At 57.7% G+C, this 16,574-nt stretch carries 13 protein-coding genes and 1 other RNA gene; 9 read left to right on the forward strand and 5 right to left on the reverse strand.

The annotated features are described in order from the left end of the window. Window positions 1-511 precede the first annotated feature (511 nt). Window positions 512-1,366, forward strand: a complete 855-nt coding sequence (locus KQ661_RS14915; RefSeq protein WP_216689108.1) for an N-acetylglucosamine kinase — start codon at window positions 512-514, stop codon at window positions 1,364-1,366. 211 nt (window positions 1,367-1,577) lie between these two features. Here KQ661_RS14915 and KQ661_RS14920 read toward each other — a convergent pair whose 3' ends face one another. Continuing rightward, on the reverse strand, window positions 1,578-4,439 hold the full coding sequence (locus KQ661_RS14920; protein ID WP_216727374.1) for a DUF4961 domain-containing protein: 2,862 nt from the start codon (window positions 4,437-4,439) through the stop codon (window positions 1,578-1,580). A gap of 196 nt (window positions 4,440-4,635) precedes the next feature. On the opposite strand from KQ661_RS14920, the gene KQ661_RS14925 reads away from it, so the two are divergent. The 5 genes from KQ661_RS14925 (at window position 4,636) to rnpB (ending at window position 10,932) form a co-directional block, all read left to right on the forward strand. Beyond that, window positions 4,636-5,634 carry a DUF2279 domain-containing protein gene (locus KQ661_RS14925; protein WP_226915599.1) on the forward strand — a complete coding sequence of 333 codons (999 nt, stop codon included), beginning with the start codon at window positions 4,636-4,638 and terminating at the stop codon, window positions 5,632-5,634. Window positions 5,635-5,910: 276 nt separating this feature from the next. Beyond that, window positions 5,911-7,131: a Smr/MutS family protein gene (locus tag KQ661_RS14930; RefSeq protein ID WP_216689110.1), complete on the forward strand. Its 1,221-nt coding sequence runs from the start codon at window positions 5,911-5,913 to the stop codon at window positions 7,129-7,131. Window positions 7,132-7,285: 154 nt separating this feature from the next. Continuing rightward, complete coding sequence (locus KQ661_RS14935; protein WP_216727375.1) at window positions 7,286-8,212, forward strand: metallophosphoesterase; 927 nt, start codon at window positions 7,286-7,288, stop codon at window positions 8,210-8,212. A gap of 56 nt (window positions 8,213-8,268) precedes the next feature. Further along, window positions 8,269-10,140: a M1 family metallopeptidase gene (locus tag KQ661_RS14940; RefSeq protein ID WP_216727376.1), complete on the forward strand. Its 1,872-nt coding sequence runs from the start codon at window positions 8,269-8,271 to the stop codon at window positions 10,138-10,140. A 381-nt stretch (window positions 10,141-10,521) separates the two neighbouring features. Continuing rightward, an RNA gene (gene rnpB / locus KQ661_RS14945) (RNase P RNA component class A) lies at window positions 10,522-10,932 on the forward strand. Window positions 10,933-11,017: 85 nt separating this feature from the next. On the opposite strand, the gene KQ661_RS14950 is transcribed toward rnpB, so the two are convergent. Next, on the reverse strand, window positions 11,018-11,467 hold the full coding sequence (locus KQ661_RS14950; protein WP_317196119.1) for a c-type cytochrome: 450 nt from the start codon (window positions 11,465-11,467) through the stop codon (window positions 11,018-11,020). A gap of 8 nt (window positions 11,468-11,475) precedes the next feature. Next, window positions 11,476-12,756 (reverse strand): PQQ-dependent sugar dehydrogenase, encoded by a 1,281-nt coding sequence (locus KQ661_RS14955; RefSeq protein WP_216689113.1) that lies wholly within the window; start codon window positions 12,754-12,756, stop codon window positions 11,476-11,478. A 159-nt stretch (window positions 12,757-12,915) separates the two neighbouring features. Between KQ661_RS14955 and KQ661_RS14960 the strand changes: the two genes are divergently transcribed. The 3 genes from KQ661_RS14960 to KQ661_RS14970 all read left to right on the forward strand — a co-directional run bounded on the left by KQ661_RS14960 (window position 12,916) and on the right by KQ661_RS14970 (window position 15,215). Then, window positions 12,916-14,079, forward strand: a complete 1,164-nt coding sequence (locus KQ661_RS14960) for a sigma-54-dependent transcriptional regulator (protein ID WP_216689114.1) — start codon at window positions 12,916-12,918, stop codon at window positions 14,077-14,079. Window positions 14,080-14,316: 237 nt separating this feature from the next. Further along, window positions 14,317-14,808, forward strand: coding sequence for a transposase family protein (locus tag KQ661_RS14965; RefSeq protein WP_216686216.1), 492 nt, complete (start codon window positions 14,317-14,319; stop codon window positions 14,806-14,808). A 41-nt stretch (window positions 14,809-14,849) separates the two neighbouring features. Further along, entirely contained in the window at window positions 14,850-15,215 is a 366-nt protein-coding gene (locus KQ661_RS14970; protein WP_317196152.1) for a transposase family protein, read from the forward strand. Window positions 15,216-15,572: 357 nt separating this feature from the next. On the opposite strand, the gene KQ661_RS14975 is transcribed toward KQ661_RS14970, so the two are convergent. Together KQ661_RS14975 and KQ661_RS14980 are read right to left on the reverse strand one after the other, a co-directional pair. Continuing rightward, entirely contained in the window at window positions 15,573-15,992 is a 420-nt protein-coding gene (locus KQ661_RS14975; RefSeq protein ID WP_216680677.1) for a transposase family protein, read from the reverse strand. Then, window positions 15,980-16,471: a transposase family protein gene (locus KQ661_RS14980; protein ID WP_216686216.1), complete on the reverse strand. Its 492-nt coding sequence runs from the start codon at window positions 16,469-16,471 to the stop codon at window positions 15,980-15,982. The genes KQ661_RS14975 and KQ661_RS14980 overlap by 13 nt, the downstream gene beginning before the upstream one ends. Between the last annotated feature and the right edge of the window lie 103 nt (window positions 16,472-16,574).

The following is a 16,574-nucleotide window of genomic DNA, read 5'->3' on the forward strand; positions in this document are numbered from 1 at the left end:
TGCGTACGGAAGTGATTCCAATCGTGAAAGCAATGGCAACGTCCCGCCGGATGCATGGCTACGCCAGTATGCGGCCTATGCTTCGCGTGGCGAAGTCACTATGTTGCTGCCTTTCTTCCTGCACATGCACCGGGCAGGCACCGGGCAGGCACCGGCCACGAAAAAACGCATTTTAGAGGGCGTATCGGCCGTGCACAGATTCAGCAAAATGGAGGAGCCAGCCCCGTGAAAGCTGACGAGCTAGCCACGGCCTACTTACTTACCGGCCGAAGCCGCTCAGATTTCGGAAGCATTGAGGATGTTACCCACCCAAGTGCGAAACTGACCAAGGTTTCAGCCGGGGAAGGACACAGCCAAAACAGGTTATCTGGCGTCATCCCGGCTTTTTTCAAACCAAGAACAACGGTTTTTTCAAAAAAAGTTTTCTGCAATCGTTTGTTCGCTTTCGGCCACTCAGCCGGTTCCCACACTACTTGCTACTTTCGTTGTCTGCTTCATAATTCCCTCTCCTATGATACTTATTGCCGACGGCGGCTCAACGAAATGCAGCTGGTGCCAGCTCGACGACGCGCACAACCGCGTGTACTTTAACACGGAGGGCTATAACCCTGATTTCATGGACACGGCGGCCATTGTGGCCTCGCTCAACCAGCACCTGCCCAGTACGCTGCCCCGCGAGGAGGTGACCGACGTGCATTTCTACGGCGCGGGCGTGTCGTCGGCGCAGAAGGCGGAGGTGATTGCGGCGGCCCTGCGCCAGGTATTTCCCAAGGCCAAGACCCACGTAACCGAAGACCTGCTGGCCGCGGCCCGCGCCCTGCTGGGCCACAAGCCCGGCTTCGCGGCCATTCTGGGCACGGGCACCAACTCCTGCCTGTATGATGGCGAGAAAATCACGTACAACGTGGATTCGCTGGGGTATTTCCTAGGCGATGAGGGTTCGGGCTCGTACTTCGGCAAGCGGCTGCTGCGCGACTACCTACGTGGCCTGCTGCCCGATGGCCTGCAGGAGATTTTCAAGGAGACATACGCGCTGGGCTCGCGCAACGACATTCTGGACCGCCTCTACAACCAGCCGCTGCCCAACCGCTACCTGGCCAATTTCGCCAAGTTTGCCTACGACCACAACAACGTGAGCTACTGCCGCGAAATCGTACTCGAAGGCTTCGAAACCTTCTTCCAGAACCTGGTGCTGCACTACCCGCGCTTTCAGGAATACACCTTCAACTGCGTGGGCTCGGTGGGCTACAATTTCCGCGATGTGCTGACGCAGGTGGCCAAAACCCACGGCATGGAAGTGGGCAAGATTATCCGCTCCCCTATCGACGATTTGGTGGCGTACCACGACGAATTGCCGGTGCGGTAAACGCTGGTTTTGTTAGTACTGAGATGCGTCTCAGAACGTCATGCTGAGCGCAGCCGAAGCAGCTCGCGTGTGGTAGTAACTCAATCGATTGGATACTATGGCACGCGAGCTGCTTCGGCTGCGCTCAGCATGACGTTCTGAATAACCGCTTCACAAAAAAAGGCCGCTTCCAACTGGAAGCGGCCTTTTTCGTGGCCCTGGTTAGGCAGCGTTAGTGCTGCACTACAATGCGGGTAGTTTGCATAAGCTGGCCGGTGCTGAGGCGCACCACATAAATGCCATTGGCCAGGTCCTGCACGGGCAGGGCGAGCTCGTGCGCGCCGGCGGCCTGCGTAGCGCGGCTGCTGATGGTGCGTACGGTAGCGCCGAGCACGTTGTGCACCGTGACGGTGACGACAGCCGGCGTGGCCAGCTCATACTGCAGGCTGGCGGTGCTGCTGCTGGGGTTGGGCACGGCCACGAGGCGCAGGGCATCGGTGCGGCTGGCTTTGGTGCCCAGCAGAACAGCCTTTTTGAGGCGGCGCGTGGTGTAAACGGCGTAGGCGCCGGGAGCCAACGTGATGAGCGCATTGGCGTTGGTCACGGTGATGCTGTCGCCGGACAGGTAGTTGTACCACTTGCCGGTGCGCTGGAAGGCGGGGTCGATGGTGGTGCTGGTCACGTCGAAGTTACCGATGATGGTGATGTTCTGCGTGGCGTTGCTGACGTGGATGGACTTGGCGGCGCCGGCCAGCTGCTGCGTGTAGCCGGTGGGGTTGGCAAAGGCGGACTCCTGCTTTTTGAGGGCAATCAGGGCGCGCTGCACATCGTAGAGCTGGCGGCGGTTGGCATCCTGGTAGTAGGCCCACACGGGCTGCTTGGCGCTCAGCTTGCACTGGTCGTTGCCATAGGGCGTGGGCACGGTGCCATTCGAGCAGGCGAAGATGGACTTGTCGTAGCCCAGCTCGCCAAACTGCCACACCATTTTGGGGCCGGGCACGGTGAAGAAGAAGGCCGAGGCCAGCTCGATGCGCGCCAGGGCGGTGTTGAGGTCGCGGGTGCTGTAGGTGCCGGCCGAATTGCCGAAGGTGAGGTTCTTGTACATCAGGCGCTCCTCGTCGTGGCTTTCCATGTAGGTTACCAGGTTGGGGCTGTTCCAGCCGCGACCACCCTGGGCGGTGCTGCCGTAGTAGCCGTAGCTGAAGTTCGAATTGGGCAGGTAGCCCATCGTGGCCTCGTTGTAGTTATTAACGGCGTTGCCCCATATCATGAAGCCGGCGTCGGCCAGGGCCTTACCCTCGCGGTTTTCGGGGAAATGCTCCAGAATGGGGTACAGGTTAGCATCGACGCCAATCATGTGTTGGTAATAATCTAGCCAGATGTTGATGCGCGATTGGTCGTAGTTGCCGTAGGTGTTGCCCGTGCTGGGCTGCTGCGTGAAGCCGCCAGCCAGGTCAAAGCGGTAGCCATCAATGTGGTATTCCTGAAGCCAGAACGACATCACCTGCTTCGAGAAGGACCTGGTGAGGGCGCTTTCGTGGTTGAAGTCGTTGTACACACTATACGGGTGCGGGGCCGTCACGTTGAACCACGGGTTATCGGACGAAGGGCCGCCGTTAGCCCCGGCGTATAGCTGCACCATTGGGCTCTGGCCGGTGGAGTGGTTGAGCACCATGTCCAGAATTACGGCGATGCCGCGGCGGTGGCATTCATCTATGAACTGCTTGAAGGCCTGCTTGGTGCCATAGTATTTATCGGGCGCGAAGAAGAAATCGGGGCTGTAGCCCCAGTTGTCGTTGCCGTCGAATTCATTGATGGGCATCAGCTCGATGGCATTCACGCCGAGGCGCGAGAGGTAGTTCAGGGTGTCGCGCAGGGTCTGGTAGTCGTGGCGGGCGATGAAGTCGCGCATCAGCAGCTCATACACCACGAGGTTGGTGCGGTTGGGGCGCTGGAAGGTGGTAGCTGTCCACACGTAGGGCGTCTGGTTGGTTTGCAGCACCGACACAATGCCCGTGGTGCGGCCCGTGGGGTAGGCCTTGAGGCCGGGGTAGGTCACGGCCGGGATGTACTGGTCGTCGTTCGGGTCCAGGATTTTCTCGCAGTAGGGGTCGGCCACGCGCAGGGTGCCGTCCACGAGGTACTGGTAGGCGTATTCGCGGCCGGCGGTGAGGCCGTTGATTTGCACCCACCAGCGGTTGCCGTCGGGCGTTTTGTTCATGTAGCTGGCGTTGGTTGTCTGCCAGTTGTTGAACTCGCCCAGGACATAAGCAAACTGCTTGTTTGGGGCCGTGAGGTTGAGGATGACCGACGTGCCGCCATTCAGGTACGTAACGCCGTCCTTGGCCCCGGCGGGCAGCGCGGCAACGGTAACGGTGGGGCGCACCACAAAAATCAGCGAATCGACCGCCTGGTTGGTACCGCTGACGGCGCTGAAGCGCACCACGTTGCGGCCGGTGGCCGCTGTGACGGTGGTGGTGAGGGTGGTGGCGCTGGCCTGCTGGGCCACCTGCGTACCATTGAGACTGAAGGCCAGGTTGGCCGTGGCGGAGGCCGTACCCGTTACGCTTACTTGTGCGCCCAGGGCCACGAACAGCGGGTTGCCGCTGGCGTTGGAAGTCGGGTTGGTGATGCGGACCGACAGGGCAGTCGTGGACGCATCCACGAAAATGTCGCCGCCGCCGGTGGCCCGGCCCACCGTGGAGCCGTCGGCATTCTTGAAAATCATGCCCAGGCGCAGCAGCGTTTCGGCCGCCGGAATGGGGTAGAACGTGCGCGGCGTGAAGGTGATGGTGTAGATGTTGGGGTTGCTGGCGCTACGGGTCATCTGCGCCGAGGGGTCGGCCACGCCGAAGCTGGGGCTGTGCACGTTGCGCCAGTTGGTGTTGCTGGAGCTCAGGTTGGTCACGGTGCCGGTCCAGATGTAGACGTTGCCGGTGAAATTGGCCAGCGCCCCGTTGCCCTGACTGGCATCGTAGGTGATGGTGACGGGCGTGGTATCGGTGAAGAAAACCGGCGAGGTAGTTACCTGCGCCTGGGCGGTCCAGGCCAGCAGGGTCAACAGCAGGGCGGTGAGGTGTCGAAGTTTTTGCATTGGGAATTTTTAGGATGCGAAATGAGAAGGAAGTGGTTGATTAAAAATTGCTTAGATAGCTGAAATAAAAGCTTGCGGAAACGTTTGCCAAGCCTGTAATTAATTGTTTTTGTTGACAAACCAAGTCGCAAGATACGCCATTGGAGCCAGCAGCCGGCTTTATGGGGCATACCTTTAGGCACTATTTATAGCCTGCATGGCGCTTGTCTCGTTGATTTTAGATTTGTTCGGGCGCGGGCGTCTGGCCGGGCTGGCCATGGGCGGTGCGCTGGCGGTGCCACTGGCCGGGCGCGGGCAGGTGCCGCTCCGTACCGACAGTGCGAGTGGCCCGCCGGTTCGCTCGGTTGATGTCTCCTCACGCAGCAACTTTCCGGTTGATTCGGTGGCACTGCGCAAGCGCCGCTTGCGTCTACTCGTGAGCGGCACGGCGCTGAGCTACGGCGTTATTTACACCGGCCTCACCACGGCCTGGTACACCGGCGAGCGGGTGCAGCTGCACTGGTTCAACGACCTGCCCGAGTGGCAGCAGCTCGACAAGTGCGGGCATTTCTGGGGCGCGTTTCAGGAAAGCCGGGGCGCGGTGGATATGCTGCGCTGGGCCGGCCTGAGCGAGAAAAAGGCCATCTGGTACGGCTCGTTTGTGGGCTTCGTGGTGCAGAGCCCGATTGAAATCCTCGACGGCTTCGACCCGGCTTACGGCGCGTCGGCCACCGATTTGGCGGCCAATTTCCTGGGCTCCTCGGCCCTGCTGGCCCAGCAGCTGGCCTGGCACGATGTCCGCATCATGCCCAAATGGTCGTTTCATCTCACCAGCTACGCCGCCATGCGCCCCAACGTGCTGGGCAGCAACGTGCCTGAGCGCTGGCTGAAGGACTACAACGGCCAGACCTACTGGCTTTGCACCGATGTAGGCGCGTTCCTAAAGCCCGGCAACCGCTGGCCCCGCTGGCTGCAACCCGCCGTGGGCTACGGCGGCCAGGACATGGTGTATAACGACGACGGCACCAACGCCGAAAAAGGCCTGCGCCCCTACCGCCAGTTTTACCTTTCGCTCGACGTAGATTTGCGCCGCATTCCCACCCGTAGCCCGCTGCTGAAAAAGATATTCTACACCCTCAGCATTTTCCACTTGCCAGCCCCGGCGCTGGAGTACAACGGGCGCGACGGTTTTGGCTTTCACGGCCTATACATGTAAATCACGGATTACGCGGGTTTTACGGATTTTTTAGGTGAGTATGCTAATGATATTCTGCACATTATCACTGGTATTTGTGGGCATTTTTGTGTGGCATGATGGGAGGCTTTCTACCTTAAAAAAGAGGTAAGGCATCTGTCGGCACGCCAAAAACGTACTTTTGTAGACCCAGCCCATCCGGGCGGGTCAAAATGAAGAAAAACGGACTACTTCCGGCGGCCGATAATCGTCCACAAAACCCGTGAAATCCGTTTAAATCTGCCAAATCCGTGATTTATGAACGTAGGAGATAGAGTCCGGCTCCTGACCGGCACCGAAGAAGGAATTGTTACCCGCCTGCTCGACAGTGAGCTGGTAGAAGTAGCTATTGACAACGATTTTACCATTCCCGTGCTTCGGCGCGAAGTAGTGGTAGTGGCCCAGGAAGAAGGCAAGAACTTCGACCGCGCCGCCGTGGACTACGGCCCCGGCCAGACGCCCGGCAAAAATGCCAACGCCAGCAAGAAGGACAACAGCAAGCGGCCGTCGGCTACGCCGGCTGCGCCCAAGCCGGTGCAGCCTTCGTTGCAGGAGGCCCTGGCTGCCGTGGCTTCGAGCGGCAAAGGCGTGGCCAAAATCAGCGGGCCGGCCGCCGGGGCCAGGCAGCCGGCGGCGGCCAAAGGCCTGTTCCTGGCCCTGGTGCACCAGTCCCCGGAGCTGCTGGGCGTCACGCTCATCAACAACACCGAGGCCGACGTGCTCTTCACCTATGGCGAGGAAACCAGCGCCCGCCCCTACCGCGCCCTGGCCGCCGACAAGCTTGGCCCCAAAACCAGCACCAAGCCCCTCTCCTTCCTGCACATGAAGGATTTTGAGGCTTGGCCCGCGGTCATCTTCCAGCTGCTGCCCAGCAAGCCGAATGGCGACGCGGCCTACGAGCTGCTCACCAAGCGGCAGGCCTTCAAGGCCAGCACGTTCTACGGTAGCCAAAAGCCCGCGCCGGTGATTGGCAAGGATGCCTACCTCTTCCAGCTGGACGAGAAAGCGGCCGCCGCCATCGCCCCCGAGCAGCTGGCCGAAGAAACTCCTGCCCCGGCTCCCACCGCCCCGGCCAAGCCCGCCGGTGTGGATATTGCCGCCCTCAAAGCCCAGCTCAGCGGCGACGCACCGGCCAAGCCGGCCGCTGTGGTAGCCGCCGCCACGCCAGCCAAGCCGGCCGGCCCTATCGTGGCCCCGCCCCACGAGCTCGACCTGCACCTCGAAGCCCTGCGCCCCGATAACACCGAGGAGCTGAGCAACACCGCCATTCTGCGCCTGCAGCTCGATGCGTTTGAGGACGCGCTGAGCCGCGCCCTGGCCACCAACATGCACGAAATCGTGTTTATTCACGGCATGGGCAATGGGGTACTGCGCAAGGAAATCCACCGCCAGCTGAGCCGGAACAAGGACATCAAGTTCTTCGAGGACGCCCGCAAGGAGAAGTTCGGCTTCGGTGCCACGCTGGTGCGGCTGAAGTAGGTTCTCAAGTTTTGTGACGGCTGTTTTGAACGTCATGCTGAGCTTGTCGGAGCATCTCTACCGCGCAACTAATCAGATTTAGTCGCGCGGTAGAAATGCTCCGATAAGCTCAGCATGACGTTCTGATTTTCTACCCATTCCACTCCTACATTCCATGTACGACCTTATCGGCGATATTCATGGCCATGCGGCGGAGCTCCGCCAGCTTCTGCAGCAGCTTGGGTACGCGCCCGATGCCCTCGGGACCTACCGGCACCCGGCGGGCCGGCAAGTCATTTTCGTTGGTGATTTTATTGACCGTGGCCCGGCCATTCGTGAGACGCTGCAAGTGGTGCGCGCCATGGTAGACGGCGGCGCGGCCCTGGCCGTGATGGGCAACCACGAGTACAACGCCCTCGCCTTCTGGGCCTCCGACCCCGCCGGCGGGCACCTGCGGCCCCACCGACCGCATCACATTTTGCAGCACCTCGCCACCATTCAGGAGTTCAGCACCAAGGAGCTATTTGCCGAATGGCAGGGCTGCCTGGCGTGGTTTCGCACGCTGCCGCTGTTTCTGGAGCTGCCGGGCTTACGCGTGGTGCACGCCTGCTGGGATGCCCGCTACATTGCCCAGCTGCGCGGGTGGCTGCCCGATGCCCGGCTCACGCCGGAATTTCTACTGGCGGCCAGCCGGGTGGGTTCCGACGAGTTCAATGCCATCGAAGTCACGCTGAAAGGCCACGAAACAAAGCTGCCCGGCGGCCACCATTTCTTCGATAAAGACGGCCACCGCCGCACCATGGTGCGCACCGCGTGGTGGCGCGACCCGGCCATTTCCACCTACCACAACTACTACCTGGAATCCGTTGAGGCGCTGGCCGACCAGCCCGTGGATGTGGCCACCTTGCCCAACGCCAGCTACTACCAGGACGAAACGCCGGTGTTCTTCGGGCATTACTGGCTGCGGGGCGAGCCCCAGCTGCTCACACCGCACTCCGTGTGCCTCGACTACAGCGTGGCAAAAGGCGGTGAGCTGATGGCCTACCGCTGGCACGGGGAGCAGACGCTGACGCCAACTGGCCTGGTTCGGGCCAATTCGTAGCTGCTATTTTCTTTGTGCCTATTCCTTTCGCAGCGCCTGCTGCTACTTTGTTGCTTATGAAACCATTTGGTCGGATTGCCGCTGCCCTTTTTCTACTGGTCTCAGTGGCCCGCGCCCAGCCCGCGCTGCCCGTACCGCGCAACCTGCAAATCCCCTACGCCAAAGGCACCCGCGCCGAAACCGGCCTGCCCGGCCCCAACTATTGGCAAAACACCGCCGACTACGACCTGGCCGTGAATTTCAACCCCGATACCCGCCTCGTGTCGGGCACGGTAGACATCAAGTACGTCAACAACAGCCCCGATTCGCTCAAGCAGCTCTGGTTCAAGCTCTACCCCAACCTCTACCAGAAGGGGGCGCCCCGCAGCCGCGCCATTGCCCCGGAAGACGTGAGCGACGGCGTTAAAATATTCAACCTCAGCATCAACGGCGAAAAATTCGATGTGAGCAAGCTGGCCCCCGACGCCACCAACCTGCCCATAACCCTGCGCCGTGCCCTCAGGGCGCACCAGATTGCCACGGTGCGTGCCACCTACGCCTACACCCTCAACAAGGGCTCGCACCAGCGCACCGGCGAAGTTGAGCCGGGGGCCGCTTTCGTGGCTTACTTCTTCCCGCGCATCGCCGTGTACGACGACCTCGACGGCTGGAACCGCGTGCCCTACACCGGCGACCAGGAGTTCTACAACGACTTCGCCAATTTCAAAGCCACCATCACCGTGCCCAAGAATTTCGTGGTTTGGGCCACCGGCGACCTCACCAACGCCGCCGAAGTGCTGGCCCCAAGGTACGCCCAGCGCCTGCGCGATGCCGAGCAGCAGGACACCGTGGTGAGCATCATCAGCGAGGACGATGCGAAGCGCCGCGACATCACCGCCCAGACCGACCAGAATACCTGGCGTTTCGAGGCCAAAAACGTTACCGATTTCGTATTCGCCACCGCCGACCATTACGTGTGGCAGAGCACCAGCCTGGTGGTGGACCCCGCCACCAAGCGCCGCACCCGCGTCGATGCCGTGTACAATCCCAAGCACGAAGACTACAAGGAAGTCATCAACTTCAGCCGCAAAACGGTGGAGGCCATGAGCTACACCTTCCCGAAGTGGCCCTTTCCCTACGCCCACGAAACCGTGTTCGACGGCCTCGACCAGATGGAGTACCCCATGATGGTGAACGACAACCCCACCGCCACCCGCGAGGACGCCATCACCCTCACCGACCACGAAATCTTCCACACGATGTTCCCCTTCTACATGGGCATCAACGAAACCAAATACAGCTGGATGGACGAGGGCTGGGCCACCATCGGCGAGTGGTTGATATCGGGCATCATCGACCCGAAGCTGGACGACGACTACGGCATTGCCCGCTACGCGCAGTACGCCGCCACCGAAAACGACCTGCCCATCACCACGCTCAGCACCCAGCAAACCGGCCTGCCCTTCTTCCTCAACTCCTATCCCAAGCCCGGCCTGGGCTACCTCTACATCAAGGATATGCTCGGCGATGAGCTATTTACGAAGGCCCTGCACACCTACATCCGCAACTGGAACGGCAAGCACCCCCTGCCCCACGACTTCTTCAACAGCATGAACGCCGGGGCGGGCCGCAACCTCAACTGGTTCTGGCAGCGCTGGTTCTTCGATGCCGGCTACCCCGACCTGGCCATCGCCCGCGTCACGAAAAGCAGCGCCGGCTACGACGTGCAGGTGCAGGCCAAAGGCACCAAGCCCGTCCCCGTCGACCTCACCATCACCTTCGCCGACAACACCACCCAAAAAATCCACCGCAGCATCGGCGTCTGGGAAACCGGGGCCAATTCCGTCACCGTCCCCGTCGCCACCAAGCAGCCCTTGAAACGCGTGACGCTGGGCAGCACGCTGGTGCCGGATAGCTACCCTAAGGATAATGTGTGGGAGGGGAAGTAATGGCACCTCTAGACAAACTAGCGCCTCCTCTGCGGCACATACTTAAAAAGGAATTGGCTGCTGGTAATGAGATTATGGAAATAGTAGCTAACCCAGGCTGGCCTCCTGATTGTGAATTATTCATTGCACTGAAACGAAAGTTTAGTAGAATGCACGATATGCCGTCAGAAGTCACATTTAATCAGATTGATGATTACCACTATTGGTTTGCCGACTACAATTACAATGGGAGCCAGCAACTTTTAACTTGCCAATTTGCCCCGCCGATTCCAGGCTTTGAGCTATTCCTAACAAAACTTGGGAGAATCTTTGCGCGGTAGAGATGCTTCGACTTCACTCAGGATAACGTTCTAGTTTATTCGTGTGCTACCTTTGCCCGCAGTGATGGGTCGCCTCACCGCGGCGCTTTCGGGCGACGAGGAAAGTCCGGGCAACACAGAGCACCTTGCTTCCTAACGGGAAGGACTGGCAAGCATAATGCGAACCAAGACAGCGAGTGCCACAGAAAATTACCGCCTACGTGTTGGCCTTCGGGCCGGTGCCGGTAAGGGTGAAAAGGTGCGGTAAGAGCGCACCAGCGGGCGGGCAACCGTCCCGGCTGGGTAAACCTCAGGGGTTGAAAGACCAAATAAGCTGGTACGCCGGCGCGGCTTCGGCCGCATCGGCTCCGGGCGGCTCGTCCGGCGCCAGCGGGTAGGTTGATTGAGCCTTTCCGCGAGGACTGGCCTAGATAAATGGTGAGGCAGTGGCTTCGGCCACGGACAAAACCCGGCTTACAGACCCATCACCAATCATCAAAAAAGGCCACTCCTGTATGGGAGTGGCCTTTTTTGATGCCGTGCCGGTCCGACCGCCCTAGGCGGTCGGACCGGCACGGCTACTTCTTATTAGTAGCCCGCACGGCCTTCACCTCGCTCACCGTCACGGCGCTGGCTTTATTGCCAAACGAATTGCGCACGTACGTCAGCACGTCGGCCATTTGCTGGTCGTTGAGGTAGCTCTGCGAGGGCATCACGCCGTGGTATTCCTCGCCGTTGATGTCCACGCCTTTCAGGCCGTTGACCAGTACGCCTATCAGGCGGGTTTTGTCGCCCAGCACGTAGTCGGTTTTGGCTAGGGGCGGGTTCATGCCGTCCACACCGAGGCCATCGGCCTGGTGGCAGGTGAGGCAGTATTGGGTGTAGATGGACTTGCCCTGCAACAGCGTGGCGGCCGAAACGCCGGACACGGCTTTTTTGGCCGGGGCTTTGGCGGCTGGTTTTTTCTGGGCGAAGGCCGGGACGCTGGTCAGGGCCAGCAGGGCCAGTATCACAAAAGACTTCTTCACGAACACGCTTATTTCTGGTTGTATACGATGCGGTAGATGGTGCCGGCCTTATCGTCGCTCACGTAGAGCGAGCCATCGGGGCCCTGGGCCAAGCCGCAGGGCTTGTGGTCGGCGCGGCCGGCGGCCGCCTTGGCATCCGAGCCGGCGAAGTTATCGGCAAACACTTCCCACTGGCCGCTGGGCTTGCCGTTTTTGAAGGGCTGAAACACCACGTAATAGCCTTTTTGGGGCTCGGGAGCCCGGTTCCAGGACCCGTGGAAGGCGATGAACGCGCCGTTGCGGTACTTGGCCGGAAACATGGTGCCGGTGTAGAACAGCAGGCCATCGGGGGCCATGTGGGCGGGGTAGGCGGCGGCGGGCTCCAGGTACTTGGGGTCGGCCAGCTTCTTGCCGTCGCCGCCGTACTCGGGGGCCAGTATTTTCTGGTGCGTCAGGCCATTATAGTACAGGAAGGGCCAGCCGGCGTTGGCGCCCTTCGTGATTTCGTAGAGGCACTCGGCCGGCTGCTCCGCCGACTCCTTGGTGTCGTACATCGCGGGGAAGATGTCGTGGAGCTGGTCGCGGCCGTGCTGCATCACGAAAAGCTGGTTGTTCTGCGCGTTCCAGTCGAGGCCCACCACGTTGCGCAGGCCGGTGGCGTAGCGCGTGCCCGAGCCGTAGGTCTGGTTGGCCTTATCGGCCCGGAACTGCCAGATGCCGCCCGCCGAATCCAGAATCGGGCAGTCGGGCCGGCCCATCGAGCCTTTCTCCCGGTCCTTCACCTGGCAGGAATTCGAATACGCCCCGACGTTGACATAGACGTTGCCGGCATTATCCAGCACAATGGATTTGCTCTCGTGCTCGCCCCGGTTCAGCAGGCCGGTGATGATTTTTTCGGGCTGCGCGGGGTTGGTCACCTCCCCTTTCGCATCCAGCTTATAGCGGTACACGTCCTCATCCGAAGAGGCGTACAGATAGCCGTCCTTAGCATAAATGCCCGTGCCGCCGTAGCTACCGAAGCCGCCCGAAACAGTGGCCTTACCGGTGGCGGTGGGCTTTAGCTCCAGAATGCCTTTGCCGTCTTTGGGCCGGTTCAACTTTACAAAAATATTGCCTTCCGGCGTCACGGCCAGGTGCCGGGCGCGGCCGCCTGTTTCGGCCACCACCAGCGCGCCGAAGCCGGCGGGCAGCTTCAGGCCAGCATTATCAGCGTCGGGGGCCACGGTGGGCTTGCTGGTGAGGGAGTAGAGGCTGAAGCTGCCGGCCAGGGCTGCCGTGAGCAGCAACGGGCGGGTTATCGATTTTTTCATGCAGGAAATTAGATTGGATTGAGCGAAGGTAAAGCTGTTTGCAGCTCGGTGTAGAAACGGCTGGCCGCAGTTGTTGTTTGTTACGTCCTTAAACTACACGCGGCGCTTTTCATTACCTTCGCTGCTCGCTGTTCGCATTCCATCTGTATTCCGCCCCGCATGCCCCGCATCCTTATCATCGACGACGAAAAAGCCATCCGCAACACGCTGAAGGAGATTCTGGAATTTGAAAACTACAAAGTAGACCAGGCCGAAGACGGCCCCGCCGGCCTCGACCTGCTCATCCAGCAAAAATACGACGTGGTGCTCTGCGACATCCGCATGCCCAAAATGGACGGCCTCGAAGTCCTGACCCGCGCCCAGGCCATGGGCACCGACGCCGCCTTCATCATGGTATCGGCCCACGGCAACATCGAAACCGCCGTCGATGCCACCAAAAAAGGGGCCTACGATTTCATTTCCAAGCCCCCGGACCTCAACCGCCTCCTCCTGACGGTGCGCAACGCCCTCGACCGCACCAAACTCGTCAGCGAAACCAAGACGCTGAAAAAGAAGCTCTCCGTCACGAAAGGCTCGGAAATGGTGGGGTCCTCGGCCGCCCTTGGGGCCGTGCGCAAAGCCATCGAAAAGGTCGCCCCGACGGATGCCCGCGTCCTCATCACCGGCCCCAACGGCGCGGGCAAGGAGATGGTGGCCCGCCAGCTCCACGAGCTCAGCAACCGCGCCAACGGCCCCATGGTGGAAGTAAACTGCGCCGCCATCCCCTCCGAGCTGATTGAGAGCGAGCTGTTCGGTCACGAAAAAGGCTCCTTCACCTCGGCCGTGAAGCAGCGCATCGGCAAGTTTGAGCAGGCCGACGGTGGCACCCTTTTCCTGGACGAAATCGGCGACATGAGCCTCTCGGCCCAGGCCAAGGTGCTACGGGCCTTGCAGGAGAGCAAAATCACCCGCGTGGGCGGCGAAAAAGAAATCTCGGTGAACGTGCGCGTCCTCGCCGCCACCAACAAAGACCTGCTGCAGGAAATCACCGACAAAAATTTCCGCGAAGACCTCTACCACCGCCTCTCCGTCATTCTAATCCAGGTTCCTTCGCTGAATGACCGCCGCGAAGACATCCCGGAATTGATTCAGAAGTTCCTCAACGACATCGCCGCCGACTACGGCAACAAGCCCAAGAAAATCGACGCTGCTGCGCTGGAGTATTTGAAAGGCCTCGACTGGCGCGGCAATATCCGCGAGCTGCGCAACGTGGTGGAACGCTTAGTCATTATGAGCGACGACACGATTACGGAAGGCGACGCGAAGGCATTTGCGGGGAAGTAGCAGGGTTTGTTTGCAAATAAAAAAAGCAGCGCCAGAATCGGTTGATTCTGGCGCTGCTTTTTTTATTTGATATCTAAATTATGGAAAATTCAGTCTGTCTCAACTTGTGAATATTGTTTATAACCAAGAAATAATGAAGCCGCATAAAACAAAGCAAACAATGCTGTCGGAATAATAGACTTGTTGCGAAGTGAGTGAAGTGCGGAATTTTCGACAAACTGTACTTAAATTTAGAACATGAACTTTTCCGTAAAAAACCTCACTACTTCGCGTAAATGGCGTGCTGCCACGGGACTCACGGCGGAGCGTTTTGCGCAGCTTTTGGCGCATTTTAAGCAGGCGTATTTTCGGTTAAATGGAACAGATATGATTGAACGTGGGGCTTTTGCGCCGTATGAAGTAGCCCTTAAAACAGAAGAAGAATTACTGCTTTTCACCCTATTCAGCTTCAAAGCAAACTTGACGTATGATTTGTTGGGATTGGTCAGTGGGATGGACGGTTCCAACGCGAAACGCAACCAGGAATTAGGCATTACGGTGCTCCAAGAAGCGCTGGAGCAAACCGGGCATGCGCCAAAGCGGGAATTTGCGACAGTGGCCGAATTTGAAGCCTATTTTCAGGAACACGAGACGTTATTGGTCGATGGAACAGAGCAACGCAAGCAACGACCAGGAAATAAAGAGATGCAAAAAGACTACTATAGCGGTAAAAAAAAATACACGCCGTAAAAGAGATAGTTATTTCAACGACCATTCGCTGGATTGGTTTTATCAGCCGTTGTTACGGCGGAAGACACCACGACTACAGTGTGCTAAAAAGCATTTTACCAGTTGATAAAGAGTGGTTTAAAAAGTTCAAGGTGCGGTTGGACCTGGGGTTTTTGGGCTTCGCGAAAGACTACGTTTGCCGGAAAGTTTTTATTCCTATCAAAAAGCCGAAAGGGAAAGAACTCACCGATGAACAACGAGAAATAAATACAAAACAAGCAAGTGAACGAATTACCGTAGAGCATAGCATTGGCGGATTGAAACGTTATCGAATTTTGGAAGACCGATTACGTTTGCATAATTTGAACCTGTACAATGACGTGCTGGGAGTGTGTGCGGGCTTGTGGAATTTCAGCTTAAATCTGTGATTAATAGCTCGCAACAAGTCTAATGAAAGCAAAGTAATTGAAGAGTTCAATTGGCACTGCGTTCATTCTACTTACAAGAGGCGACGCTAATAAAATGAAACACAAAAAGTCAAGTATCAAGATTCTTGATGTTCGTGTTTTATTATGATTTATGTAAATCGTCACAAGGCCTGTAATAGCCAAAAGTCCATATAGCTGGTCAATACTGCCAACATCAAACATTGTAAACAGCAGCCAAAGAAAAAATGGCAGTGCCATCATTTGCCCCATTAGCATGATAAGCAGATAGGAAACAACTGCAATTAATCTAAATGACTTTTGCTGTATCAAAACAAAAGACTTGTTGCGAGCTATTAATCACAGATTTAAGCTGAAATTCCACAAGCCCGCACACACTCCCAGCACGTCATTGTACAGGTTCAAATTATGCAAACGTAATCGGTCTTCCAAAATTCGATAACGTTTCAATCCGCCAATGCTATGCTCTACGGTAATTCGTTCACTTGCTTGTTTTGTATTTATTTCTCGTTGTTCATCGGTGAGTTCTTTCCCTTTCGGCTTTTTGATAGGAATAAAAACTTTCCGGCAAACGTAGTCTTTCGCGAAGCCCAAAAACCCCAGGTCCAACCGCACCTTGAACTTTTTAAACCACTCTTTATCAACTGGTAAAATGCTTTTTAGCACACTGTAGTCGTGGTGTCTTCCGCCGTAACAACGGCTGATAAAACCAATCCAGCGAATGGTCGTTGAAATAACTATCTCTTTTACGGCGTGTATTTTTTTTTACCGCTATAGTAGTCTTTTTGCATCTCTTTATTTCCTGGTCGTTGCTTGCGTTGCTCTGTTCCATCGACCAATAACGTCTCGTGTTCCTGAAAATAGGCTTCAAATTCGGCCACTGTCGCAAATTCCCGCTTTGGCGCATGCCCGGTTTGCTCCAGCGCTTCTTGGAGCACCGTAATGCCTAATTCCTGGTTGCGTTTCGCGTTGGAACCGTCCATCCCACTGACCAATCCCAACAAATCATACGTCAAGTTTGCTTTGAAGCTGAATAGGGTGAAAAGCAGTAATTCTTCTTCTGTTTTAAGGGCTACTTCATACGGCGCAAAAGCCCCACGTTCAATCATATCTGTTCCATTTAACCGAAAATACGCCTGCTTAAAATGCGCCAAAAGCTGCGCAAAACGCTCCGCCGTGAGTCCCGTGGCAGCACGCCATTTACGCGAAGTAGTGAGGTTTTTTACGGAAAAGTTCATGTTCTAAATTTAAGTACAGTTTGTCGAAAATTCCGCACTTCACTCACTTCGCAACAAGTCTAAAGTTTTTTTAGTTTATATAAATTAATTTTGTTTGACTAAG

Origin of the sequence: Hymenobacter siberiensis, from assembly GCF_018967845.1 — a bacterium.
In the GTDB taxonomy this organism is placed as follows: domain Bacteria; phylum Bacteroidota; class Bacteroidia; order Cytophagales; family Hymenobacteraceae; genus Hymenobacter; species Hymenobacter siberiensis.

What these genes read in the sequence shown, in the direction of transcription:
- KQ661_RS14915 (WP_216689108.1), top strand. Translation starts at nt 512, where the DNA reads ATGATACTTATTGCCGACGGCGGCTCAACGAAATGCAGCTGGTGCCAG.
- KQ661_RS14920 (WP_216727374.1), bottom strand. Translation starts at nt 4,439, where the DNA reads ATGCAAAAACTTCGACACCTCACCGCCCTGCTGTTGACCCTGCTGGCC.
- KQ661_RS14925 (WP_226915599.1), top strand. Translation starts at nt 4,636, where the DNA reads ATGGCGCTTGTCTCGTTGATTTTAGATTTGTTCGGGCGCGGGCGTCTG.
- KQ661_RS14930 (WP_216689110.1), top strand. Translation starts at nt 5,911, where the DNA reads ATGAACGTAGGAGATAGAGTCCGGCTCCTGACCGGCACCGAAGAAGGA.
- KQ661_RS14935 (WP_216727375.1), top strand. Translation starts at nt 7,286, where the DNA reads ATGTACGACCTTATCGGCGATATTCATGGCCATGCGGCGGAGCTCCGC.
- KQ661_RS14940 (WP_216727376.1), top strand. Translation starts at nt 8,269, where the DNA reads ATGAAACCATTTGGTCGGATTGCCGCTGCCCTTTTTCTACTGGTCTCA.
- KQ661_RS14955 (WP_216689113.1), bottom strand. Translation starts at nt 12,756, where the DNA reads ATGAAAAAATCGATAACCCGCCCGTTGCTGCTCACGGCAGCCCTGGCC.
- KQ661_RS14960 (WP_216689114.1), top strand. Translation starts at nt 12,916, where the DNA reads ATGCCCCGCATCCTTATCATCGACGACGAAAAAGCCATCCGCAACACG.
- KQ661_RS14965 (WP_216686216.1), top strand. Translation starts at nt 14,317, where the DNA reads ATGAACTTTTCCGTAAAAAACCTCACTACTTCGCGTAAATGGCGTGCT.
- KQ661_RS14980 (WP_216686216.1), bottom strand. Translation starts at nt 16,471, where the DNA reads ATGAACTTTTCCGTAAAAAACCTCACTACTTCGCGTAAATGGCGTGCT.